We start from the raw sequence: 23,792 nt of genomic DNA, 5'->3' as shown, positions 1-23,792 counted from the left end.
GTTGTTGAGGATGAGTGAGGTCGCAGATGGCAGAGCCGGTCAGGGCGCGACGGTTGACTGATCAAGAGGGGCAGAGGCTGCAGCAGATCGTTCGGCGGGGCCGCCACGAGTCCGTGCGGGTGCGTCGGGCACTGATCATCATGGCGTCGGCGTCGGGGACCACCGTGACGGCGATCGCGCAGTTGGTCGCCGCGCACGAGGACACAGTCCGGGACGTGATCCACGCGTTCAACGAGGAGGGCCTGGCCGCGCTGGACCCTCGGTGGGCGGGAGGCCGTCCCCGCCTGATCAGCGATGACGAACGCGAGTTCATCATCGCGACGGCCCGGACCCGCCCGGTCACGCTGGGACGTCCCTTCACGCACTGGAGCCTTCGCAAGCTCACCGACTACCTGGCCCGCAACCGGGTGAGGACGGTGAAGATCGGCCGGGAACGGCTGCGGCAGATCTTGCGCGAGAACGGGATCTCCTTCCAGCGGACCCGCACCTGGAAGGAGTCCAAGGATCCCGACAAGGACACCAAACTCGACCGCATCGAGCACGTGACCAGTCGTTTCCCGGACCGGTGTTTCGCCTTCGACCAGTTCGGCCCGCTGTCGATCCGCCCCTGCCACGGCTCCGGCTGGGCCCAGGAGAAGAAACCGGACCGGCTGCCGGCCACCTATCACCGCACCCACGGCATCCGGTACTTCCACGGCTGCTATTCCCTGGGCGACGACCAGCTGTGGGGAGTGACCCGCCGCCGCAAGGGCGGTGACCACAGCCTCTCGGCGCTGAAGTCGATCCGGGCCGCTCGCCCCGACGGCGCCCCTGTCTACGTGATCATGGACAACCTGTCGGCGAACAAGACCCCGACCATCCGGACCTGGGCGAAGAAGAACAAGGTCGAGTTGTGCCTGACGCCGACGAGCGCGTCGTGGGCCAACCCGATCGAGGCGCAGTTCGGGCCCCTGCGCAACTTCGTCATGGCCAACTCGAACCACCCCAACCACACCGTCCTCGCCCGCAAGCTCCAGGACTACCTGCGGTGGCGCAACGCCAACGCGCGGCACCCCGACGTCCTGGCCGCCCAGCGCCGCGAACGCGCCAAGGTCCGCAGCGAACGCCAGCAACGCTGGGGCCACCCACGCCCCAAGGCCGCATGACCAGACCCGGCACACGTTCGTGGCCAACGCACTAGCTCGCGTGGTCGGTCCAGTCGCCCGCGGCCGTCGCCTCCCGGGCGAACTCGGTGAAGTCCTTCGGCTCCCGGCCCAGCACCCGTTTCACCCCGTCCGTCGTCGCCGCGTTGTGCCCGTCAAGCAGCGTGCCGAACAGCGCGGCCAGCCACTCCGCCTCCGCCGCCGACATCCCGTACTGCTGGAGCAGCTGCGCGTACTGCGGTTCGGTAACCGGCACGTACCGCACCTCGCGCCCCGTCGCCTTCGCGATCTCCGCCACCACTTCGGCGAAGGTCAGCAGCCGCGGCCCGGTCAGCTCGTGCACCAGCCCCGCGTGCCCGTCCTGCGTCAGCGCGGCGACCACCACATCGGCCAGATCGTCCACGTGCACCCACGGCTCCGCCGTATCGCCCGCGGGGAATGCCACTTCGCCGGCGAGCACGCCTTCGGCCATGGGGCCCTCGCTGAAGTTCTGCGCGAAGAAACTGCCGCGTACGACGGTCAGTTCGGCGCCGCACTCACGCAGTGCGTTCTCGGCGGCAACCGCCTCGGGCTCGCCCCGGCCGGACAGCAGCACCAGCCGCCGCACCCCGTTGTCCACCGCGATCCGCCCGAGCGCACGCACCGCTTCCGTCGCGCCGGGGGCGGCCAGGTCCGGGTAGTACGCCACATACGCCGCGTCCGCGCCCCGCAGCGCCGGACCCCAGGTCGACTCGTCCTCCCAGTCGAACTTCACCGCTCCCTTGCGCGACCCCGACCTGACCGTCACGCCCAGGGAGGCGAGCCGCTCGACGACCCGGCGGCCCGTCTTGCCCGTGCCGCTCGTCACCAACACCGTTTGCTGCTTCAGGTTCTCTGTCATGCCTCAAGCTTCGGCGCCCACGCCTGGACGGGCCATGCTCCAGAGGCTCAACTCCATGCGTATACGTCCAGGCGTGTGCGTCTACGCTGAGGCCATGGACGCACTCGCTGGACTCCTCGACGGGCCGCGCGCCCGGGGAGCCTTCCTCATGCGGGCCGTGATGAACCCGCCCTGGGCGGTACGGGTCGAGGACCGGGCACCGCTCACCCTGATGTGCATGACGCGCGGCGAATCCTGGTTGCTGCCCGACGGCGGTGACCCGGTGCTGCTGCGACCCGGCGACATCGCGATCGCGCGCGGCCCCGACGCGTACACCTGGGCCGACGACCCGGCGAGCCCGCCGCGGGCCCGGATCGGCCCCGGCGGGACGTGCAGCACGCTCCAGGGGGAGCCGCTGGCCGAGGCGATGCATCTCGGCGTACGGACCTGGGGCGACAGCCCGGACGGCGCCGCGTCCATCCTGATCGGCACCTACCAGATGGCAGGGGAGGTCAGCGGGCGGCTGCTCGCCGCACTGCCGCCCCTGGTGTTCCTGGCGGCCGACGAGTGGAACTGCCCGCTGATGCCGGTGCTCGACGAGGAGATCAGCAGGGACGAGCCGGGCCAGAGCGTGATGCTGGACCGGCTGCTCGACCTGTTGCTGATCGTCACCCTGCGGTCGTGGTTCTCCCGGCCGCAGGCCGAGGCTCCGGCCTGGTACCTGGCGATGGCCGACCCCGTCGTCGGGCAGGCGCTGCGGCTGATGCAGGACGACCCCGCCCACTCCTGGACGGTGGCCTCGCTCGCGGCGAAGGCGGGTGTCTCGCGGGCCGGACTTGCCCGGCGCTTCACCGAGCTGGTGGGGGAGCCCCCGATGGCCTACCTCACGGGGTGGCGGCTCGGGCTCGCCGCGGATCTGCTGCGGGAGACGGACGCCACGGTGGGTGCGGTGGCGCGTCAGGTCGGCTACAGCGGTTCCTTCGCGCTGAGCGCCGCCTTCAAGCGGGTCCGGGGCATCAGCCCGCAGGAGCACCGCTCATTCCCCTGAGCGCGCTTGGTACTTTTTGCGGGAGTGGCAAATAAGTTTGCCGAATCAGCCCTGCGGCGGGACGCTGTGGACATGAGCCCTCACCACGATCACGAGCCCGATCACGAGCCCGGTCACGACAACGTCCACCAGCACGGTCATGACCACGACCACGCCACCATGGACTGGGACGCGATGAGCGCCCACCTGGAGCGGGAGGCCGAGGTGCACCGCCCGGTGTACGAGCAGGCCGCGGCCTGGATCGCCGAGCGCTTCCAGGAGCCTCGCGGAGTACGCCGCGTCCTCGACCTCGGCAGCGGCCCCGGGGTAATCACCTGTCTGCTGGCCGAAGCCTTCCCGGAGGCCGAGGTGGTCGCGGTGGACGGCACCCCGACCCTCCTGGAGCGCACCCGGGCACGGGCCGAACGAGCCGGTCTGGGGGATCGGGTACGTACCCACGAAGCGGAACTCGCGGACGGGCTCGGCGCGTTGGGTGAGGCCGACGTCGTCTGGGCCGCCAACACCCTGCACCACGTCGGGGACCAGCGCGCGGCGCTCACCGACTTCGCCCGGCTGCTGCGCCCCGGCGGCCTGGTCGCCCTGGTCGAGGGCGGGCTGCCGCCGCGCCGTCTGCCGCGCGACATCGGCATCGGCAGGCCGGGCCTGGAGGCGCGCATCGAGGCCGTCACGTCGGACTGGTTCGCGCGGATGCGGGCCGAACTGCCCGGCGTGAAGCAGGAGATCGAGGACTGGAGCGCGCTGCTGGCCGCCGCCGGGCTGACGCCGGCCGGCCCCCGTTCCTTCCTGCTCGACCTCGCGGCCCCGCTCACCGGTGAGGCGCGCGAGCAGGTCGTCGACACCTTCGCCCGGCAGCGGGACAAGCTCGCCGACGTGCTGGCGGCCGACGACATCACCACACTCGACCGGCTTCTCGACCCGGCGGATCCGGCAGGGCTGCAACAGCGCCCCGACCTGTTCCTGCTGACCGCACGCACGGTGCATGTCGCCCGCCGCGGCTGACCGCTGCGACCGCTTAGGGAGTGTCGCCGAGCACCGGCTCCAACTGCCACCACTGGCCGGGGGAGTCGGTGTCCTCCCACTGCCGCACATTCGCGCCGTCGTCCATGCTGCCGTCGGCGACCTCAAGCAACAGCCCGCTCACCCAGCTGATCAGCGTGACCGTGCCCGGGGCGTCCAGGTGCTGCTCGATCACCCACTCCTGGGCGCCGAAGTTATTGGCCTTCCACTGCTGGACGTTGGCCCCGTTCTCCGTCGACGCCCCGGCCACATCGAGCCGCTTCTCGCTCGCGGCGTTCACCAGGTGGTAGAGGCCGCCGCCGCTGTGCACGGCGCTGATCAGCCACTGCTGCGCCGGGGCGCCGCTCTCCTTGCCCTGCTGGACGTTGGCCCCACTGCCCTTGGCGCCGCCGTACACCTCCAGGAGCAGCCCGCTGCCGACATTGCGCAGCCGGTACGGGCCCTCCCGCACGGCCTGCGGTCTCTGGGCGTCCCCGTTCATCTTCCTTGCTCCTTCAGGCTGACGAGGTCCATGGCGCCACTCTGCCAGTCGCCGGCCGGACCTGAAACGTACCTGGTGATACGTACCTCGTGATACGTACCTGGCGGCCATGGACGGGGCCACGGGCCCGGCGTATGGCGGTGGGGTGAACAGCGACTCGCGTCGGGCGCGCGTCGGAAGCGGCCCGGACCAGCGTAGATATGACAACGTGATGCGACGGCGCCACCCGGCCCGAGCCAGGTGGCGCCGTCGTCATCGTTGAGCCCGTCCGCGGAACGCGTGTGCCCCGCTCATTGCGCTGTCCCGGTCACTTCCTCGCGACGTAGACCGTGTTGGTGGCCCGGCCGCCCTGCAGCGGATTGTCGAAGTCGACGACGTGCGCCTCGGAGTCCGTGAAGACCTCCGCGAGCACGGCGAGGAACCGCTCGTCCGGCGGGTCGTTCGACCACAGGGCGAAGACCCCGTCGGGGTGGAGTCGGTCCGCGAGCCCGCGCAGCCCCGCCGGCAGATAGAGCGCCGCGTGGCTGGGGTGCAGGACATGGTCCGGCGCGTGGTCGACGTCCAGGAAGATGCCGTGGAAGCGGCGGTCGGCCGCCTCGGGATCCCAGCCGTGGGCGTCGCCGGCCATCGCGAAGAAATCGCCCTGGACCAGACGGCAGCGGGCATCCGATGACAGCTGGGCGCCCAAAGGCACTAGACCCCGCTGGTGCCACCCGATCACTTCGCCGAGCGCGTCGACCACGATGAGCGAGCGCACCCGTGAGTCGTCGAGAACCGCCTGGGCGGTGTAGCCGAGGCCGAGCCCGCCCACGACGATGTCCAGCCCGTCGCCCGGCAGTTTCGCCAGGCCGAGTCGCGCGAGCTCGATCTCTCCCGTGGTGAAGAGGCTGGACATGAGGAACTCGTCACCGAGCTTGACCTCGTACAGGTCCTGGCCCGACACCGGATCGCGCCGACGCCGCAGGCTGATGTCTCCCATGGCCGTCGGGGAATAGTCGATTTCCTCGAAACGCGCGCTCATCCGCTCCTCTTCTCCACCGTCGGCTTCTCCACCGTCGGCCACCCGTTTCCGTACAACTCCGTTGCCACCTGTACGGCGGCTCAGGCGTCGATGATGACCGGGATGATGAGGGGCTTGCGGCGGTGTGTCCTGAAGGCCCAGGACCCCACGGCGCGGCTGATGAGCTGCTCCAGCTGACGCGCGTCGCCCACACCTTCCTTGGCCGCCGTCGCCAGCGTCTTCTCGATCACGGGGATCACCGGCTCGAAGGTGGTGTCGTCATGGACGAAACCGCGAGCCAGGAAGTCGGGAGCCTCGGCGAGGGCGCCCGTGTCGGCGTCGACGATCGCCACCACCGTGATGACACCCTCCTCCGCGAGGGTGACACGGTCCTTCAAGGACGCCTCGGTGGCGCCACCGACCGTCATGCCGTCCACGTACACGTTGCCCGCGGGCACCTTGCCGGTGATCGAGGCCCGTCCGTTGACGAGGTCGACGACCACACCGTCCTCGGCGATGATCACCCGGTCGGGCTCGACGCCGGTCCGGATGGCAAGATCGGCGTTGGCCCGCAGGTGGCGCCACTCGCCGTGCACGGGCATGACGTGCTTGGGCTTGACGATGTTGTAGCAGTACACGAGCTCGCCGGCACTGGCGTGCCCCGAGACGTGCACCTTGGCGTTGCCCTTGTGGACGACGTTCGCGCCCCACCTGGTCAGGCCGTTGATCACCCGGTAGATGGCGTTCTCGTTGCCCGGGATAAGGGAGCTGGCGAGCAGGACCGTGTCGCCCTTGCCGATGCGGATCACGTGGTCGCGGTTGGCCATGCGCGAGAGCGCGGCCATCGGCTCGCCCTGCGAGCCCGTGCACACCAGAGTGATCTTGTGGTCCGGGAGCTTCTCCAGTTCCTTGAGGCTGACGACCAGCCCGGACGGAACCTTCAGATAGCCGAGGTCACGGGCGATGCCCATGTTGCGGACCATCGATCTGCCCACGAAGGCGACCTTGCGGCCGTGCTGGTGCGAGGCGTCCAGCACTTGCTGGATGCGGTGCACATGGCTGGCGAAGCTGGAGACGATGACGCGCCGGGGCGCGGTGCGCAGAACCTGCTCGATCGCCGGGTTCAGCTCGCGCTCGGAGGTGGTGAAGCCCGGGACCTCGGCGTTGGTGGAGTCGGTGAGGAACATGTCGACGCCCTCCTCGCCGAGTCGGGCGAAGGCGCGCAGGTCGGTGATGCGGTCGTCAAGGGGGAACTGGTCCATCTTGAAGTCACCGGTGTGCAGCACCATCCCGGCGCTCGTACGGATCGCCACCGCGAGGCTGTCCGGGATGGAGTGGTTGACCGCCACGAACTCGCAGTCGAAGGGGCCGTAGCTCCGCCGGTCGCCCTCGCGGACCCGTACGGTGCGCGGGCGGATGCCGTGCTCCTTGAGCTTGGCCTCCAGGAACGCCAGCGTCAGCTTCGAGCCGACGATGGGAATGTCGGCCCGCTCGCGCAGCAGATACGGCACGGCGCCGATGTGGTCCTCGTGGCCATGGGTCAGCACCACGGCCAGGACATCGTCCAGTCGGTCCCGGATCGAGGTGAAGTCCGGCAGGATCACATCCACGCCGGGTTGGGTCTCTTCGGGGAACAGCACGCCGCAGTCGACGATCAGTAGCTTGCCGGAGTGCTCGAAAACCGTCATATTGCGGCCGATCTCACCCAGACCGCCGAGGGCGACGATCCTGAGCCCTCCGGCGGGCAGGGGTGGGGCGGCTTTTAGCTCGGGATGGGGATGGCTCATAGTGCGACGCTACCGGAGGCCTGCGGGTGCGGATCCACTACCTGGGCCTCTACGCGTGACGAGCCGGGTGCTTCCCCCGCCCGGGAGCCGCGGCTGAGCCTTTCCCGGGCATGTCCCGGGCATGTTCTGGTCACTGTCGTGGCGGCCGCTCGGGGCGTGTCCCGGCGGGCTCCGGCGCTGCTCCGTTCGGTGGAACGGGCCGGCGAAAGTCAAGGGGGAGCGGGCATCGGCCGGGCGGACACCGGCGAAAACGACCGCGCCGCCGCACGTCCCGGCCGTGCGGCGGCGTCATGCTTCGGCCGGCCGGGGTCAGCCGAAGTTCGCCGGGTCGAAGCCCAGGCGCTTGCCCTCGTCGAGAGCGGCAAAGGCCGCCAGATCGTCACTGTCGAGCTCGAAGTCGAATACGTCGATGTTCTCCTTGATCCGCGACGGCGTCACGGACTTCGGAATCACCACGTTGCCGATTTGCAGGTGCCAGCGCAGGACCACCTGGGCCGGGCTCTTGCCGTGCTTGCGGGCGACGGCGACGACGGTCGGGACCTCAAGCAGGCCCTTGCCCGAGCCGAGCGGCGACCATGCCTCGGTGGCGATGGAGTGCTTGGCGTGGAAGGCGCGGGAGGTCTCCTGCTGAAGCTGCGGGTGCAGCTCGATCTGGTTCACCGCGGGGACGATCGAGGTCTCGCCGATCAGCCGCTCCAGGTGCTCCGGATGGAAGTTGGAGACACCGATGGCCCTGGCGCGGCCGTCCGCGTGGATCTTCTCGAAGGCCTTGTACGTGTCCACATACTTGTCCTGGGCCGGCGCCGGCCAGTGGATCAGATACAGATCGACATGGTCCAGGCCGAGCTTGGCCAGCGATTCGTCGAAGGCGCGCAGAGTGGAGTCGTAACCCTGGTTTTCGTTCCACAGCTTTGTGGTGACGAAGAGCTCGTCGCGCGGGACTCCCGAGTCGGCGACGGCCCGGCCGGTGCCCGTCTCGTTGTCGTAGATCGCAGCCGTGTCGATGCTCCGGTACCCGGAGTCGATCGCTGTGCGAACGGTTGCCGCGGCCTCGTCGTCCGGCACCTGCCAGACACCGAAGCCGAGCTGCGGCATCTCGACGCCGTTGTTCAGGGTGATTGAGGGGACGTTGCTCACGAGGAGTCGACTCCTTACGTCGTCGGTTTGGTACTCCCATGGTCAACGATCACCAGGCCCTACGCATTCCCGGGAAGAGCGGAACGATTGGCTCAATACGGCTCCGATGTTATTGGTCCGGGCCATTGACCGCGTCCCGTCGTGCCGCGAATCTGGAGCATGTTGCTGAACCACGGACACTCATGTGAACTGATGTGGGTTCTGTGTGGGTTCTCAGTGCACATCACCCCCACCCACCCCACCCATTACCATCCGGTCCCACCCAGCCCCACCCAGCCCCACCCCGCTCACTCCTGAAATCCCCCACTCCTCAGGAAAGTTGGTACGGCTCATGAAGGACAATCAGGAAACATCGGAGCGCAGTGACCGCACTCTGACGGCACTCTTGTCGGAGACGGCCTGGCAGACCCCTCAGTACACGGTCGTCGAGACCGCACTTGAGGTCACCGCCTACTCGCTCAGCACCCGATAGTTCCGCCGCAATGCAGCTGCAGGTGCTCGGCACCGCGGCGGGCGGCGGCATACCCCAGTGGAACTGCGCGTGCCCCGGCTGTGCCGGGGCACGCGCCCGCCCACACCTGCGCCGCCGCCATGCCTCACTCGCCGTCCGCGCGGCCGAAGGCCGCTGGTACCTCGTCAACGCCACCCCCGACCTGGGCGACCAGGTCGAGGACTGCCCGGCTCTGCACCCCGGACCCGCCGCACGGCAGACCCCGCTGGCCGGGGTGGTTCTCACCGACGCCGAACTCGACCACACCCTCGGCATCGCACGCCTGCGTGAGGCCGACGATCTGCAGATCGTCGCCACCGCGCCGGTGCGCGGCGCCCTGCTCGACCAACTGCGGCTCGGCGCCGTACTCGCCCCCTACACGACCGTGCGCTGGCGGGACCTGACCCCCGACCCGCAGCCCCTCGACGCCGAGGCGGAATCGGACCTCGAAATAAGTGCCGTACCCCTTTCCGCCAAACGGCCGCGGTACGCCGTCGGCACCGGCCCGGACGCCGACACCTGGGTCGTCGCCCTGCGCCTGCACGACCGTACGAACCACACCACCGCCGTCTACGCCCCGGCCCTCGGCGTCTGGCCGGACGCGCTCCAGGAGGCGGTGGACGAGGCCGACTGCGTGATCATCGACGGCACCTTCTGGGACGAGGACGAGCCCATCAGGACCGGGATATCGCAGCGCACCGCGACCGGCATGGGGCACCTGCCGATCGACGGACCCGACGGCACGGCCCGGCGCCTGGCGCCGCTCGCGGCCCGGTGCCTCTACACCCACCTCAACAACACCAATCCGCTCGTGGACCCCGAGGCGCCGCAGCACAAGCAGCTCGCCGAATGGAACCTCGAAGTGGCAGCCGACAAGACGGTGATCGAACTGTGAGCACCACCGCGCCGCCGCGAACGGCGCCCGACCGCCCCTGGACACCCGTGGAGCTGGAGGAACGGCTCCGCGCGGTCGGCCACGACCGCTACCACGACCGGCACCCCTTCAACGTCCGCATGCACACCGGCGACCTCAGCCCCGACGAGCTGCGCCGCTGGATCGCCAACCGCTTCCACTACCAGCGCAACATCCCCGTCAAGGACGCCCTGATCCTGGCCAAACTCGACACGCCCGAGCTGCGCCGCACCTGGGTGCGCCGCATCCAGGACCACGACGGGCTGCGCGAGGGCGAAGGCGGCATCGAGCGGTGGCTGCGGCTCGGCGAGGCCGCCGGGCTCGACCGGGCGGGGATCGTCGCAGGCCGGGGGCTGCTCCCCGGCGTACGGCTCGCGGTCGACGGATACGTCAACTTCTGCCGGCTGCGCCCCGCCCTCGAAGCCGTCGCCGCCTCCCTCACCGAGCTCTCGGCCCCCACTCTGATGCGCACCCGCATCGAGGCCTTCGAGCGCCACTACCGATGGATCGCCCCCGACGGGCTCGCCTACTTCCGCGACCGGGTCCCCCAGGGAGGCAGGGACAGCGAGGAGGCGCTGGCGCTGGTCCTGCGGTGGGCAGGGACCAGGCGGGAACAGGAGCAGGCCGTCGCCGCGCTCGCCTTCAAATGCGATGTGCTGTGGTCGCTCCTCGACGCGGTGGCGGCGGGTGAGGGTCCATGAGCTGGCACCCCGCCCTCGTCGGCTCGGCGATGCTGCGCCACGACGACGTACGCGATACGGATCTGCTGCTGCTCCCGGAGCGGGTCGTCGTCCTGCACGGGCCCGCGGGCTCCATCCTGCGGCTGTGTGACGGCAGTCGTGGCGTCCCGGAGATCGTCAAGGAACTGGCTGAGCGCTTCCCCGGGGCGCCGGTCGCCGACGAAGTCCCCGACTTCCTGGACCGGTTGCGGGGAGAGGGGTGGCTGCGATGACCGCCCCGGTGGCGCAGGGCATTCCGCGTCCCTGGGCGATGCTCGCCGAGCTCACCCATGCCTGTCCGCTGCGTTGTCCGTACTGCTCCAACCCGCTCGAACTGGCAAAGAAGTCAGGTGAGTTGACGACCGCGCAATGGGTGGACGTGATGGGTCAGGCGGCGCGGCTCGGCGTCGTACAGACCCATCTCTCCGGCGGCGAACCCCTGTTGCGGCCCGACCTGGTGGAAATCACCGCGGCGGCCTCCCGGGCCGGTATCTACACCCAGCTGGTCACCAGCGGCAGCGGCCTGGACGCCGACCGGCTGGCCGCCCTTGTCGACGCAGGGCTGCGCAGTGTCCAACTGTCCGTGCAGCACGCACGTCCGGCGGAATCCGACCGCATCGCCGGACGCCGCTCCGCCTTCGCCGACAAGGAGCGGGCGGCGGCCCTCGTACGGGAAGCGGGTCTGCCGCTGGGGCTCAACGCCGTACTCCACCGGGCGAATCTCGACGCGATCGACTCCCTGGTGGAACTCGGCCTCTCCTGGGGCGTCGAGCGGATCGAGCTGGCCAACGCCCAGTACTACGGCTGGGCGCTGCTCAACCGCGACACGCTGATGCCCACCCCGGGCCAGTTGGAGCGGGCCCGTACCGCCGTGGAGTCCTGGCGGGAGCGGCTCGGCGGCAGTCCCGAGCTGGTGTGGGTGGTCCCCGACCACTTCGACGGAACGGCCAAGGCCTGTATGGGGGGTTGGGGCGCGGTCTCGCTCGCCGTCACCCCCGACGGCAGCGTCCTGCCCTGCCCGGCCGCGGCCACGCTGCCCGGACTCGAAGCGCCCAGCGTCCGCGAGCACACCCTGGAGTGGATCTGGGACCACTCCGAGGCCTTCAACCGCTACCGGGGCACCGGGTGGATGAGCGAGACCTGCGGCGGCTGCCCCCGCCGCGGTGAGGACTTCGGCGGCTGCCGCTGCCAGGCGTACGCCCTCACCGGCGACGCCACGAGGACCGACCCGGCGTGCGGCCTCTCCCCGGACCACGCGCTTGTACGCACCCTCACCACCGGCGCCGAACCGCGCCCGTACGTCTACCGCAGTCACGCCCGAAGCCGAAGCTGAAGGAGAACGACTTGACCCCCCACACCGTGACTTCCAACGAAACCGGCGGGCGTCGCACCAGGCGCACCGCCGTACGTACCACCGTGGCAGCCCTCGCGGCCGTCTCCCTGTGCGGCGGGCTCGTGCACGCGGCGCAGGCGGCGCCGGCGGACCGGGCCGCCCGCCCGTCCGCCGCCCAGGTGAACGACGACGGGGGTGTCCCGTCCGGGGTCACCACCGTCTCCGGCGGCTGGACGGTCCCGTGGGGCACGCACTGGATGCCCGACAACAGCAGCGCCCTGGTCACCGAGCGGGACAGCTTCCGGGTGTTCAAGGCCACCGCGTCCGGGACCAGGACCCAGGTCGGCACCGTGCCGAACGTGGTGACCACCGGTGGCGAGGGCGGCCTGCTGGGCGTGGCGCCCGACCCGGCCTGGGCCACCAACCGTTACGTCTACTTCATGCACACCGCGTCCGAGGGCAACCGCATCGCCCGTATGACCTACGACGGTACTTCGCTCACCGGCTACAAGATCATTCTTCAGGGCATCAAGAAGAACAAGTACCACAACGGCGGACGGTTGGCCTTCGGCCCCGACGGCTACCTGTACGCGACGACGGGCGATGCGCAGGACAAGCCCCTGGCGCAGGACAAGAACTCCCTCAACGGCAAGGTCCTCCGGCTGACCACCGACGGGAAGGCGGCCCCTGGCAACCCGTTCGGCAACCACGTCTACAGCCTTGGCCACCGCAACCCGCAGGGCCTCGCCTTCGACCGCAACGGCCGCCTGTGGGAAGCGGAGTTCGGCGACTCCCGCAAGGACGAACTCAACCTGATCAAGCCGGGTGGCAACTACGGCTGGCCGACCTGTGAGGGCGACTGCACCGTGGCCGGGATGACCAACCCCAAGAAGTCCTGGAACACGTCAGAGGCGTCACCCAGCGGCATCGCCATCGTCCGCAACAGCATCTACATGGCGTCGCTGCGCGGCGAGCGGCTGTGGCGGATTCTGATCACCGGTGACACCGAGAACGTCGGTACGGCGAGCGCGCACTACGTCGGCACGTACGGCCGCCTGCGCACCGTCACCAAGGTGCCGGGCGCGGACCAGCTGTGGCTCACCACCACCAACGCCGACAGCAACGGCGGCCAGCCGGCCGGCGCGGACAAGATCCTCCGGGTCACGATCAGTTAGAGGGCGGCAGTCCCGAGGCGGTCGGAAATGTTTCGTGCGGCGGTCGTCAGCAGTAGAGGGCGTTGACCTCCGCCGTGTACGCCGCCTCGATCGCCTTGCGCTTGAGTTTGAGCGAGGGGGTCAGCAGCCCGTGCTCCTCGCTGAACTGATGGGCCAGGATCCGGAATGTGCGGATCGACTCCGGCTGCGAGACCGACGCGTTGGCGGCCACCACCGCACGCCGGACCTCCATCTCCAGATCAGCGTCCCGCACCAGCTCGGCGGGGGCGAGCGGCGCCCTGTTCTGCATATGGAGCCAGTGCTCGACGGCCTCCAGGTCCAGCGTGAGGAGCGCAGCGATGTACGGCCGGTCGTTGCCGACGACGATGCACTGGGCCACCAGCGGATGCGCCCGCACCCGCTCCTCCAGGCCGACCGGCGACACACTCTTGCCGCCCGACGTCACCAGGATCTCCTTCTTCCGGCCGGTGATCGTCAGATAGCCCTCGTCGTCCAGCATGCCGATGTCCCCGGTGGCCAGCCAGCCGTCTTGCAGCACCGCGTCGGTGGACTTGGGGTCGCCCAGATACCCCGCGAACACCTGGCCGCCGTGCAGCCAGATCTCCCCGTCGGCGGCGATGTGCACGGTCGTGCCGGGCAGTGGCAGCCCGACCGTGCCGTAGCGGGTGCGCTCCGGCGGGTTGGCGGTGGCGGCGGCCGTCGTCTCCGTCAGGCCGTACCCCTCGTAGATCGTCACCCCCGCACCCGCGAAGAACAGGCCGAGCCGCCGCTCCATCGCGGAGCCCCCGGACATGGCGTGCCGCACCCGCCCGCCGATGGCGTCACGGACCTTTCCGTACACCGCCTTGTCGAAGAACTGGTGCTGCAGGCGCAGCGAGGCGGAGGGTCCGGGCCCGGTGCCGAACGCCCGGTGCTCCAACGCCTCGGCGTACCGCACTGCGACCTCGACCGCCTTGTCGAAGGCTCCGGCCTTCCCTGCCAGCTCGGCCTTGCGCCGCGCCACGTGGTAGACCTTCTCGAAGATGTACGGCACGGCGAGAAGGAACGTCGGCCGGAACACGGCCAGATCGGGCAGCAGTACGTCCGCGGACAGCACGGGCTGATGGCCCAGCTTGACCCGTCCCCTGATGGCCGCCACCTCGATCATCCGGCCGAAGACGTGCGCGAGCGGCAGGAAGAGCAGCGTGGACGCCTCTTCGCTCGACCCGGAGTTGAACAGCGGTTCCCAGCGGGCGATCGCGGTGTCCGTCTCGAACATGAAGTTCGCGTGCGTGATCACACAGCCCTTGGGGCGGCCCGTGGTACCCGACGTGTAGATCACGGTGGCCACCGAATCCGGTGTCACCGCCCGCCGGTGGCGGTGCACCACGTCGTCGCCGATGTGCGCGCCCGCCTCCAGCAGCTCCGCCTCCGCGCCCGCGTCCAGCTGCCACAGCCGCTTGAGCAGCGGCAGCCGGTCGATCACCGAGCCGATGGTCATCGCATGGTCCTCGTGCTCGACCATGCAGGCCGACACCCCGGCGTCGTACAGCGTCCAGAAGACCTGCTCGACGGAGGCGCTCGGATAGACCGGCACGGGCTGGGCGCCGACCGTCCACAGGGCGAAGTCGAAGAGCGTCCACTCGTAACGGGTGCGCGACATGATGGCGACCCGGTCGCCGAACCGCACACCGTGCGCGATCAGCCCCTTGGCGAGCGCCATCACTTCGTCGCGGAACGCGACCGCGGTCACGTCCCGCCAGTGCCCGTCGTCGCCCTTGCGTCCGAGCATGACGTGGTACGGATCCTCCTCGGCGTGATCGAAGACGGCATCCGCAAGTCCGCCGACCTGAGGCGCCGCTGCCATGGGTGGGACAGTGAACTCGCGCAATGACCTGCTCCTTGTGGCGCTCCGCACAGCGCCGGTGACGGTACCCCAAGGGGACCGGCGGCGGCAGGGGGTTGCGGAATCCGGCCAACGCTGTATTGGCACAGGTCAGCGCGGGGAGGCAGGGCGAAAATCGGCCACAATGGGGAAGGCTCGGGCGCACTCCTGACTGTGGAGTAAGTATGGTGCGCGGAAACCTCCACGGAATCTGTACGCGCCGCTCACGTGCGGATTGGCGGCCACCGGCACGTCTCGTGCTGCCGGCCTCCGGCGCGGCGGCCGAGGTTGCCGGCGGTGCGTCGACCGGCGCGGTCGCGGTGCTGTTCTTCCTCTACGGGGCGCGCCTCTCCACCCGCGAGGTGACGGACGGGCTGCGGCACTGGCGGCTCCATCTGACCATCCTGGCCTGTACGTTCCTGCTCTTCCCACTGCTCGGGCTCGCGGCCCGAGGCCTGGTTCCCGGCGTCCTCACACCCCCGCTCTACACCGGGCTTCTCTTCCTGTGCCTGGTGCCTTCGACGGTCCAGTCCTCGATCGCCTTCACCTCCGTGGCGCGCGGCAATGTGCCGGCGGCGATCTGCGCGGGGTCCTTCTCCAGCATCATCGGGATCTTCCTCACCCCGCTCCTCGCGGCAGCGCTGCTCGGCGCTGGTTCGGCAGGCTTCTCCGGGGGCTCGCTGCTGAGGATCGTCGTCCAGCTGCTTGTGCCCTTTGTCGCGGGGCAGCTGCTGCGTCGCTGGATCGGGGGTTTCCTGGCCCGGCACAAGAAGGTCCTCGGATACGTCGACCGCGGCTCGATTCTGCTTGTCGTCTACACCGCCTTCAGCCAAGGCGTCACGGCGGGCGTCTGGCACCAGGTGAGCCCGGAGCGACTCGGGGCGCTGCTCGGAGTGGAGGCGGTGCTGCTGGCGCTGATGCTGTCGGTGACCTGGTACGGGGCGAAGCGGCTCGGCTTCGGGCGGGGGGACCGGGTCGCGATCCAGTTCGCCGGGTCGAAGAAGTCCCTGTCGGCGGGGCTGCCCATGGCGAGTGTGCTGTTCGGGGCGGAGGCGAGCCTGGCCGTGCTGCCGCTGATGCTCTTCCACCAGATGCAGTTGATGGTGTGCGCGGTGATCGCCAAGAGGCGCTCGCGGGATGTGCTGCCGGAGGATGGGGCGGCTGAAACGGATGAAACGCCGGAGGTCGTGGGCGAACGCGTCGGAGCTGCCCGATAGGCGCGGATCGGACTGTTCGCCCGTACCGCTGTCCGCCCGAACCACCGGTACCCAACGTGACGAATTCCTCGCCCCGGTGGTCCGGATCGCCCGCCTGGGCACGGCCCCCGGCTGGCAAGATCGCCAAGTGACCTCAGCGATACGTGCCTTCGGCCCCCGCCCCTGCGCCCTCACCGTGTGCAGGGGCTGCTGTTGCGGCGACGCGGGCAAGCATCCCGGCACCGACCACGACGGCCAGCTCCGTCGGCTGCGGGAGGCCGCTGCGGCGTCCGAGGGGCGGCTGCTGGTCCGGACGAGCGAGTGCCTCGGCCCGTGCGGGCAGGCGAACGTGGTGGTGGTCCAGCCGTCCACGGAGGGACGGCGCCGGGGTGGGCGGGCCGCGTGGGTCGGCTGGGCGCTGGACGACGACTGTACGGACGACATCCTGGCCTGGGTCGCGGCGGGCGGCCCCGGCCTGGCCGCCCCTCCGGCAACGCTGGAGCTCCAGCTGATCCCGGCCCCGAAGCCGGCCCCGTCCCCGACCCGCCGGGGGCGCCGGCGCTGAGCGAGTGGGGGAGGGTGGGCGGGGTGCGGGTGCCGCTGCGCGGGGCTTTCCCCTACCCGCCCCTTCCCGAACTGGGGCTCCGCCCCAGGCCCCGGTCCTCAAACGCCGGACGGGCTGTATTCTTTGGCCACCGACCCGCACCCACCTCCCGCACACGCAAGTGACCCGCCGTACGGAAGTGACCCGGCCGGCGCAGGGGGCGCTCCCCGCCGGCCGGGCCGTTCTCCCGTGCAGCGGGGCGCGTCACACCCCGGAGTGCAGGGCGATCCGCGCATCACCCGCGTACACGTTCATGTTCGGCCCGCGCAGGAAACCGACCAGCGTCAGACCGGTCTCGACGGCCAGGTCGACCGCGAGCGACGACGGCGCGGAGACCGCCGCGAGCACCGGAATCCCCGCCATCACCGCCTTCTGCGCGAGCTCGAAGGACGCCCGCCCCGACACGAGAAGCACCGCCCGCGACAATGGCAGGCGCCCGTCGCGGTGGGCGCGGCCGACGAGCTTGTCGACCGCGTTGTGCCGGCCGACGTCCTCCCGGATATCGACCAGCTCGCCCTCCTCGGAGAAGAGTGCCGCCGCGTGCAGACCCCCGGTCCTGTCGAACACCCGCTGCGCCGCCCGCAACCGGTCGGGGAGGCCGGCGAGCAGCTCGGGTGTGACCCGGACCGGGGGAGTATCGGCGATCGGGAAGCGGGTGGTGGTGCGTACGGCGTCCAGGCTCGCCTTGCCGCACAGCCCGCACGACGACGTCGTGTAGACGTTGCGCTCCAGCGTGATGTCCGGGACCTCGACGCCGTCCGCCAGCCGCACATCGACGACGTTGTACGTGTTCACACCGTCGGCCGTCGCCCCCGCACAGTAGACGACGCTCCGCACGTCCGACGCGGCGCCGATCACGCCCTCGCTGACGAGGAAGCCGGTGGCGAGCGCGAAGTCGTCACCCGGTGTGCGCATGGTGATGGCCAGCGCCTTGCCGTTCAGCCGGATCTCCAGTGGCTCCTCGGCGACCAGAGTGTCCGGGCGGGTGCTGACGACCCCGTCCCTGACCCGGATGACGCGGCGGCGCTCGGTGACCCGTCCCATGATGATCCGTCCCACTTCTTCACGATCGGTTGCTTCACGAGCAGTACTCCGCGATCAGCGCTGCTGTACGTGCTGGTAGCCGAATCGGCCCTTGATGCACAGATTGCCGTGGGTCACCGGGTTGTCGTGCGGCGAGGTGACCTTGACGATCTCATTGTCCTGCACGTGCAGAGTGAGGTTGCAGCCGACGCCGCAGTACGCGCACACGGTCGTCGTCTCGGTCTGGGCCGGCTCGTCCCAGGTCCCCGCCGCGCGCATGTCGAACTCCGACTTGAAGCTCAGCGCGCCCGTGGGGCACACCTCGATGCAGTTGCCGCAGTACACACACGCCGACTCGGTGAGCGGTCCGTCGTTCTCGACGGAGATACGGGAGTCGAAGCCGCGGCCCGAGACGGCGATGGCGAAGGGTGTTCTGCCACTGCTCGCCGCACGCGTCCACGCACTTGTAGCAGAGGATGCACTTGTCGAGGTCGCGGACGTACAGCTCGTTGTCGATCTTCGGTTCCTCGTTGACGCGGGCCGCGTCCGGGCCGAAGCGGTCCGGTTTCGCCTCGTACTCCTTGATCCATTCGGCGGCGCGCGGTGTGGTGGACAGATCGGTCGACGAGGCGAGCAGCTCAAGGACGATCTTCCGGCTGTGCCGGGCGCGCTCGGTGTCCGTACGCACCTCCATGCCCGGCTCGGCCAGCCGTGAGCAGGCCGGGGCGAGCGTACGGGCCCCCTCGACCTCCACGACGCACAGCCGGCAGGCGTTCTTCGGGGTGAGGGTGTCGCCGTGGCACAGGGTCGGGATGTCCTTGCCCGCCGCCTTGCAGGCGTCCAGGATCGTGGAGCCCTCCGGGGCCCTGACCGGAGTCTCGTCGAGAGTGAACTCGACTAGCCTGCGCGGTAGTTGAAGATCGATCGCGGTCATTTGTACACTCCCAGACGGTCGATGGCCGACTCCACGGCATTCCACGCGGTCTGCCCCAGACCGCAGATCGAGGCGTCCCGCATGGCGCCTCCCACCTCGCGCAGCAGCGCGATGTCACCGGCGGCAGCCGCGCCCGTACGGTCCTTGATCCGTTGCAGCGCCTCCTCCTGCCGTACGGTCCCGACCCGGCAGGGCACGCACTGGCCGCACGACTCGTCCCGGAAGAACTCCGCGATGCGCAGGAGCACTCGGGGCAGGTCGTCGGTGTCGTCCAGGACCAGGACCACCCCCGAGCCGAGGGTGGCGCCCGCGGCGCGCGTGCCCTCGAAGGTGAGCGGGATGTCCAGCTCGTCGGGGCGTACGAAGCCGCCCGCTGCGCCGCCGAGCAGCACGGCCCGTAGATTGCGCGGCGGGCCCGCCAGAGCGAGCAGCTCGCGGAGGTTCGCCCCGAACGGCAGCTCGTAGATCCCGGGCCGGTCGACCTGTCCCGAGACGCAGAACAGCTTGGTGCCGGTGGACGCCTCGGTGCCGGTGCGTGCGTAGGCCGCCGCGCCTTCGGTGAGGATCGGCAGGACATTGACCAGCGTCTCGACGTTGTTGACGGCGGTCGGCTTGCCGAACAGGCCCTTCTCCACCGGGAACGGCGGCTTGGAGCGGGGCTCCCCGCGCTGCCCCTCGATCGAGTTGAAGATCGCGGTCTCCTCGCCGCAGATGTACGCGCCCGCACCGCGCCGGATCTCGATGTCGAACGCGTAGCCCTGCCCGAGGACGTCCGGGCCAAGCAGGCCGCGCACGGTGGCCTGGGCGATGGCGTGCGTCAGGCGCTCGTACGCCCGCGGGTACTCCCCACGCAGGTAGAGGTAACCCCGGTGGGCGCCGGTCGCGTACCCGGCGATGGTCATCGCCTCGATGAGCGCGTACGGGTCGCCCTCCATCAGGACCCGGTCCTTGAAGGTGCCCGGCTCGCTTTCGTCGGCGTTGCAGACCAGGTAGTGCGGGTGGTCGGGCTGGCGGGCGGTGGCGTCCCACTTGCGGCCGGTGGGGAAGGCGGCCCCGCCGCGCCCCACCAGGCCGGCGTCCAGGACCTCGCGGATCACCCGGGCGGGGCCGATGGCGAAGGCGCGGCGCAGGGCGGTGTAGCCGCCGGCCGCCCGGTAGTCGTCGAGGGAGGCCGGGTCGACCACGCCGATTCTGCGCAGGAGGACCAGGCCGGGGTCGCCCGCCTGGGGGACGGCGGTGGTGGCCGGTGGTTCTGCGGGGGCGGATTCCGGGGCGGTGGCGGCCAGTGCGACGGCGTCGGGGTGGCGGGGGCGATGACGGCTGCGGTCTGGTGGGCGCCTGCGGCGGGCTTGTTCCCCGACCCGCCCCTTCCCGGCTGTGACATGTGCGGCTCCGCCGCGTGGGGGCTCCGCCCCAGACCCCGGTCCTCAAACTCCCCCATTGCCTTAAGGGCATGGGAGGGGCCCCCTCGACAGGCTGGGATGCCCGCCCGCAACACCAGCGCCGCCGGGGCCCGTTCGCACAGGCCCAGGCACGGGCTCGGCTGCCACACCACGCCCTCCGACGCCGCGCCCGCCGGGCCCATCCGCTCCGCCAGGCCCGCGCACAGCTCCGCCGAGCCGCGCGCGGCGCACGCCAGGTCCGTGCAGACGTGCAGGACCTTCGCCGGGCGGGGCTTCACCGAGAACATCGCGTAGAAGGTCGCCACCCCGTACGCCTCCGCGGGCGGCACGGTCAGCCGTTTGCAGATGTAGTCGAGCGCGCCCTCGCTGAGCCAGCCGACGCGGTCGTTGACGGCGTGCAGGGCGGGCAGCAGCAGGTCGCGCCGGTTTCGCTGGGCCGCGCCGCCGCGCGCCCAGCGCAGATCCTGGTCCGTCCGATCGGTGCCGCCCACCCAGCCCGACTCGGGTGGCCCCAACAGGCTGTCCACCGCCGCGCGTTCCTCGTCCGACGGCTTGGCGTCCGTGTACCTCAGGTCCATGCGGGCACCAGCTTCTCGATCCGTATCGCGGAGGCCTTGAACTCGGCCGTGCCGGCGATGGGGCAGTTCGCCTCGATCGTCAGCTGGTTGGTGTCGACCTCGTCGGGAAAGTGCATGGTCATGAAGGCGAGACCGGGCCGCAGAGCCGGGTCGACCCACACCGGCGCCGTGACGCTGCCCCGCCGCGAGGAGACCCGTACCTCCTCGCCGACCTCCACCCCGTAGGCGACCGCGTCCTCGGGGCACAGCTCGATGTACTCGCCCCGCCGCAGCGGGGAGGCGAAACTCCCGCTCTGCACACCGGTGTTGTACGAGTCGAGCCGCCGTCCTGTGGTCAGCCGCAGTGGGTACTGGTCGTCTGTCAGGTCGACCGGCGGGTCGTGCTCGACGAGGCCGAAGGCGGCGGCCGTGCCGCGCGCCGCCGGGTCGGTCTCCCACAGACGCGCGTGCAGGAAGGTCGACGGGAGGATGTCCGGGTCGGGGCACGGCCATTGCAGGCCCTGGTGCTCCTCCAGCCGGTCGTACGTCATCCCGTAGTGGTCGGGGGACAGTGCCCGCAGTTCGTTCCAGACGGCCTCGGAGTCCTCGAACTTCCAGTCGTGGCCCAGCTGTTCGGCCATCGCGCAGAGAATGTCGATGTCCTCGCGGGCCTCGCCCGGCGGCAGCAGGGCCGCCCGTACCCGCTGGACGCGCCGCTCACTGTTGGTCGTCGTGCCCTCCGTCTCGGCCCAGGCGGCCGTCGCCGGGAGCACCACGTCCGCCATTTCGGCGGTCTTGGTGAGGAAGATGTCCTGGACCACCAGGTGATCGAGCGAGGCGAGTCGGCGAATGGCCTGCTCGCTGTCCGCCTCGGACTGGGCCGGGTTCTCGCCGATGCAGTACACGGCGCGCAGCTCGCGGCTCTCCATCGCCTCGAACATCTCCGTCAGCGTCATGCCGTAGCGCGGCTGGATGACGGTGTCCCAGGTCCGCTCGAACTTGCCCCGCGCCACCGGGTCGAGGATGTCCTGGAAGCCGGGCAGCCGGTTGGGGATGGCGCCCATGTCGCCGCCGCCCTGCACATTGTTCTGCCCGCGCAGTGGCTGCACCCCGGCGCCGTACCGTCCCACCTGGCCGGTGAGCAGGCAGAGGTTGATGAGCGCCCGGACGTTGTCCGTGCCGTTGTGGTGCTCGGTGATGCCCAGCGTCCAGCACAGCTGGGCGCGCTCGGCCGTCGCGTAGGCGTGCGCCAGCTCGCGGATCGCGGCCGCCGGTACGCCGGTGACCTGCTCGGCGGCCGACAGCGTCCAGGGCTCGACCAGGGCGGCGTACTCCTCGAAACCGCTGGTGGCCCGCTCCACGAACGCCCGGTTGACCAGACCCGCGTGGATGATCTCGCGGCCGATGGCGTGCGCCAGCGGGATGTCCGTGCCGACGTTCAGGCCGAGCCAGCCCTCCGCCCACTCGGCGGTCGAGGTGCGGCGCGGATCGACGGCGTACATCCGTGCGCCGTTGTGTATCCCCTTCAGCACGTGATGGAAGAAGATCGGGTGAGCGAAGCGGGCGTTGGAGCCCCACATCAGGATCAGGTCGGTGTGCTCGACCTCCTCGTACGAGGAGGTGCCGCCGCCCGAGCCGAAGGCGGCGGTGAGACCCGCCACGCTCGGCGCGTGGCAGGTCCGGTTGCAGGAGTCGACGTTGTTGGTGCCCATCACCACGCGGGTGAACTTCTGCGCGACGTAGTTCATTTCATTGGTCGCGCGGGCGCAGGACAGCAGGGCGAAGGAGTCGACGCCGTACGTCTCCTGGGTGCGCCGGAATCCGTCCGCGGCCCGGCGCAGGGCCTCGTCCCAACTGGCCCTGCGCAGAGTCCCGTTGGAGTCCCGTACCAGTGGATGGGTGAGGCGCGGATACTGCTTGGTCTGCCTGTCCTTCTTCTTCACGGGGCGCTCCCAGCTGAGGAGGTCTTGGCGAGCAGATCGGCCAGCGCGTGCACGGCGCGCAGCGTCGGTACCGTCGTGCCGGTCAGACCGGCGAGTTCGACGACCGCGGCGAGCAGCACGTCGAGTTCGAGGGGCTTTCCCTTCTCCAGGTCCTGGAGAGTGGAGGTCTTGTGGTCGCCGACGCGCTCGGCGCCGGCGATGCGCCGCTCCACGGAGATCTCCGGGTGGCAGCCGACGGCGGCCGCGACCTCCAGCGTTTCGCGCATCATCGTGTCGACGAGTGCGCGGGTGTCCGGATGGCGGCAGATCTCGCCCATGGTGGCTCTGGCCAGCGCGCTGATGGGGTTGAAGGAGATGTTGCCGAGGAGTTTGATCCAGATGTCGTTGCGCAGGTCGGGCTCGACGGGGCACTTGAGGCCGCCCGCCACCATGGCCTCGCTGAAATCGAGACAGCGCCGCGAAACCGTTCGGTCCGGCTCCCCGATCGAGAAGCGGGTGCCTTCCAAGTGCCGTACGACACCGGGTGCTTCGAGCTCGGTGGCGGCGTAGACGACGCACCCGACGGCCCGGCCGGGCGGCAGCGTCGCGCTGACCGCGCCGGCCGGGTCGACGCTCTCGATGCGGCGGCCCGCGTACGGGCCCGCCAGACGGTGGAAGTACCACCAGGGGATGCCGTTCTGGGCGGCGATCACCGCGGTGCGGTCGTGCAGCAGCGGATGCACCAGGGGACCCGACGCGGCGTACGAGTTGGCCTTGAGGCCGAGGAAGACATAGTCGACGGGCCCGACCTCGGCCGGGTCGTCGGTCGCGGCGGGCCGCGCGGTGAAGTCACCGCGCGGGCTGAGCACCCGCACACCGTCGCGGCGCATGGCCGACAGGTGCGGACCGCGGGCGATCAGGTGGACCTCGGCGCCTGCGCGGTGGAGCGCGGCCCCGACATACGCGCCGATGGCTCCGGCGCCGACAACTGCGACTTTCACGGGGCTCTCCGATCGGTTGAGGGACCGAGAAGGGGGGAGCGGGGGAGCGAATGGCGTCGACAGAATATTGTCTACAGTATCCGTTCCGGAGTGGTCAAGGGATGCGGCAAGGGATGCAGTCGGACAGTCCAGTCAGCAGGAAGCTCCAAAGAGTGGACGGCGAATCCTGTCGATTCACGCACCCTCG

General features: G+C 70.2%; 20 protein-coding genes and 2 pseudogenes. 11 read left to right on the top strand and 11 right to left on the bottom strand.

What is annotated here, in order from left to right; genetic code table 11:
• Positions 1-26: 26 nt before the first annotated feature.
• Positions 27-1,145, top strand: a complete 1,119-nt coding sequence (locus ABCR94_RS29630; RefSeq protein WP_347116969.1) for an IS630 family transposase — start codon at positions 27-29, stop codon at positions 1,143-1,145.
• Between the two features lie 31 nt (positions 1,146-1,176).
• Here ABCR94_RS29630 and ABCR94_RS29625 read toward each other — a convergent pair whose 3' ends face one another.
• Complete coding sequence (locus ABCR94_RS29625) at positions 1,177-2,022, bottom strand: NmrA family NAD(P)-binding protein (protein WP_347123446.1); 846 nt, start codon at positions 2,020-2,022, stop codon at positions 1,177-1,179.
• Between the two features lie 94 nt (positions 2,023-2,116).
• On the opposite strand from ABCR94_RS29625, the gene ABCR94_RS29620 reads away from it, so the two are divergent.
• Positions 2,117-3,049 (top strand): AraC family transcriptional regulator, encoded by a 933-nt coding sequence (locus ABCR94_RS29620; RefSeq protein ID WP_347123445.1) that lies wholly within the window; start codon positions 2,117-2,119, stop codon positions 3,047-3,049.
• A gap of 72 nt (positions 3,050-3,121) precedes the next feature.
• Complete coding sequence (locus tag ABCR94_RS29615; protein WP_347123444.1) at positions 3,122-4,048, top strand: class I SAM-dependent methyltransferase; 927 nt, start codon at positions 3,122-3,124, stop codon at positions 4,046-4,048.
• 13 nt (positions 4,049-4,061) lie between these two features.
• On the opposite strand, the gene ABCR94_RS29610 is transcribed toward ABCR94_RS29615, so the two are convergent.
• The 4 genes from ABCR94_RS29610 to ABCR94_RS29595 form a co-directional block, all read right to left on the bottom strand.
• On the bottom strand, positions 4,062-4,547 hold the full coding sequence (locus tag ABCR94_RS29610) for an RICIN domain-containing protein (RefSeq protein WP_347123443.1): 486 nt from the start codon (positions 4,545-4,547) through the stop codon (positions 4,062-4,064).
• A 307-nt stretch (positions 4,548-4,854) separates the two neighbouring features.
• Entirely contained in the window at positions 4,855-5,568 is a 714-nt protein-coding gene (locus ABCR94_RS29605) for a polyamine aminopropyltransferase (RefSeq protein WP_347123441.1), read from the bottom strand.
• Positions 5,569-5,648: 80 nt separating this feature from the next.
• A complete protein-coding gene (locus ABCR94_RS29600) occupies positions 5,649-7,334 on the bottom strand; it encodes a ribonuclease J (protein ID WP_347123439.1) in 1,686 nt (561 codons plus the stop codon).
• A gap of 309 nt (positions 7,335-7,643) precedes the next feature.
• Positions 7,644-8,471, bottom strand: a complete 828-nt coding sequence (locus tag ABCR94_RS29595; RefSeq protein WP_347123437.1) for an aldo/keto reductase — start codon at positions 8,469-8,471, stop codon at positions 7,644-7,646.
• A 331-nt stretch (positions 8,472-8,802) separates the two neighbouring features.
• Here ABCR94_RS29595 and pqqA point away from each other — a divergent pair, with 331 nt between their 5' ends.
• The 6 genes from pqqA to ABCR94_RS29565 are packed head-to-tail and all read left to right on the top strand — an operon-like array spanning position 8,803 to position 13,101.
• The gene (gene pqqA, locus ABCR94_RS29590) at positions 8,803-8,943 is read left to right on the top strand and encodes a pyrroloquinoline quinone precursor peptide PqqA (protein WP_347123435.1); all 141 of its coding nucleotides are present in this window, start codon (positions 8,803-8,805) and stop codon (positions 8,941-8,943) included.
• Between the two features lie 10 nt (positions 8,944-8,953).
• Complete coding sequence (pqqB, locus tag ABCR94_RS29585) at positions 8,954-9,856, top strand: pyrroloquinoline quinone biosynthesis protein PqqB (protein ID WP_347123433.1); 903 nt, start codon at positions 8,954-8,956, stop codon at positions 9,854-9,856.
• Positions 9,853-10,575 (top strand): pyrroloquinoline-quinone synthase PqqC, encoded by a 723-nt coding sequence (pqqC, locus tag ABCR94_RS29580; RefSeq protein ID WP_347123431.1) that lies wholly within the window; start codon positions 9,853-9,855, stop codon positions 10,573-10,575. Before pqqB ends, pqqC begins: the two co-directional genes overlap by 4 nt.
• Positions 10,572-10,826: a pyrroloquinoline quinone biosynthesis peptide chaperone PqqD gene (gene pqqD / locus ABCR94_RS29575; protein ID WP_347123430.1), complete on the top strand. Its 255-nt coding sequence runs from the start codon at positions 10,572-10,574 to the stop codon at positions 10,824-10,826. The genes pqqC and pqqD overlap by 4 nt, the downstream gene beginning before the upstream one ends.
• On the top strand, positions 10,823-11,926 hold the full coding sequence (pqqE, locus tag ABCR94_RS29570; RefSeq protein ID WP_347123429.1) for a pyrroloquinoline quinone biosynthesis protein PqqE: 1,104 nt from the start codon (positions 10,823-10,825) through the stop codon (positions 11,924-11,926). The genes pqqD and pqqE overlap by 4 nt, the downstream gene beginning before the upstream one ends.
• 26 nt (positions 11,927-11,952) lie before the next feature.
• Entirely contained in the window at positions 11,953-13,101 is a 1,149-nt protein-coding gene (locus ABCR94_RS29565; RefSeq protein ID WP_347123428.1) for a PQQ-dependent sugar dehydrogenase, read from the top strand.
• Between the two features lie 46 nt (positions 13,102-13,147).
• Here ABCR94_RS29565 and ABCR94_RS29560 read toward each other — a convergent pair whose 3' ends face one another.
• The gene (locus ABCR94_RS29560; RefSeq protein ID WP_347123426.1) at positions 13,148-14,947 is read right to left on the bottom strand and encodes an AMP-dependent synthetase/ligase; all 1,800 of its coding nucleotides are present in this window, start codon (positions 14,945-14,947) and stop codon (positions 13,148-13,150) included.
• A gap of 227 nt (positions 14,948-15,174) precedes the next feature.
• Between ABCR94_RS29560 and ABCR94_RS29555 the strand changes: the two genes are divergently transcribed.
• Positions 15,175-16,182, top strand: a complete 1,008-nt coding sequence (locus ABCR94_RS29555; protein ID WP_521978142.1) for a bile acid:sodium symporter family protein — start codon at positions 15,175-15,177, stop codon at positions 16,180-16,182.
• A gap of 127 nt (positions 16,183-16,309) precedes the next feature.
• Entirely contained in the window at positions 16,310-16,726 is a 417-nt protein-coding gene (locus tag ABCR94_RS29550) for a (2Fe-2S) ferredoxin domain-containing protein (protein WP_347123423.1), read from the top strand.
• Positions 16,727-16,969: 243 nt separating this feature from the next.
• Here ABCR94_RS29550 and fdhD read toward each other — a convergent pair whose 3' ends face one another.
• From fdhD to ABCR94_RS29525, 5 genes and pseudogenes are all read right to left on the bottom strand, one after another.
• Positions 16,970-17,809 (bottom strand): formate dehydrogenase accessory sulfurtransferase FdhD, encoded by an 840-nt coding sequence (gene fdhD, locus ABCR94_RS29545; RefSeq protein ID WP_347123613.1) that lies wholly within the window; start codon positions 17,807-17,809, stop codon positions 16,970-16,972.
• A gap of 54 nt (positions 17,810-17,863) precedes the next feature.
• Positions 17,864-18,722 (bottom strand): annotated as a pseudogene (locus ABCR94_RS29540) (2Fe-2S iron-sulfur cluster-binding protein).
• Positions 18,719-20,703, bottom strand: a pseudogene (locus ABCR94_RS29535) (NAD(P)H-dependent oxidoreductase subunit E). The pseudogenes ABCR94_RS29540 and ABCR94_RS29535 overlap by 4 nt, the downstream one beginning before the upstream one ends.
• The gene (locus ABCR94_RS29530; RefSeq protein WP_347123422.1) at positions 20,694-22,625 is read right to left on the bottom strand and encodes a molybdopterin oxidoreductase family protein; all 1,932 of its coding nucleotides are present in this window, start codon (positions 22,623-22,625) and stop codon (positions 20,694-20,696) included. Before ABCR94_RS29530 ends, ABCR94_RS29535 begins: the two are co-directional and overlap by 10 nt.
• On the bottom strand, positions 22,622-23,668 hold the full coding sequence (locus ABCR94_RS29525) for a 2-dehydropantoate 2-reductase (protein ID WP_347123612.1): 1,047 nt from the start codon (positions 23,666-23,668) through the stop codon (positions 22,622-22,624). The genes ABCR94_RS29530 and ABCR94_RS29525 overlap by 4 nt, the downstream gene beginning before the upstream one ends.
• Positions 23,669-23,792 lie beyond the last annotated feature (124 nt).

This window comes from Streptomyces changchenzhani (assembly GCF_039766235.1).
Taxonomy (GTDB): domain Bacteria; phylum Actinomycetota; class Actinomycetes; order Streptomycetales; family Streptomycetaceae; genus Streptomyces.
Note: the sequence above shows the minus strand (reverse complement) of the source record. Positions and strands in the feature narration are given on the sequence as shown.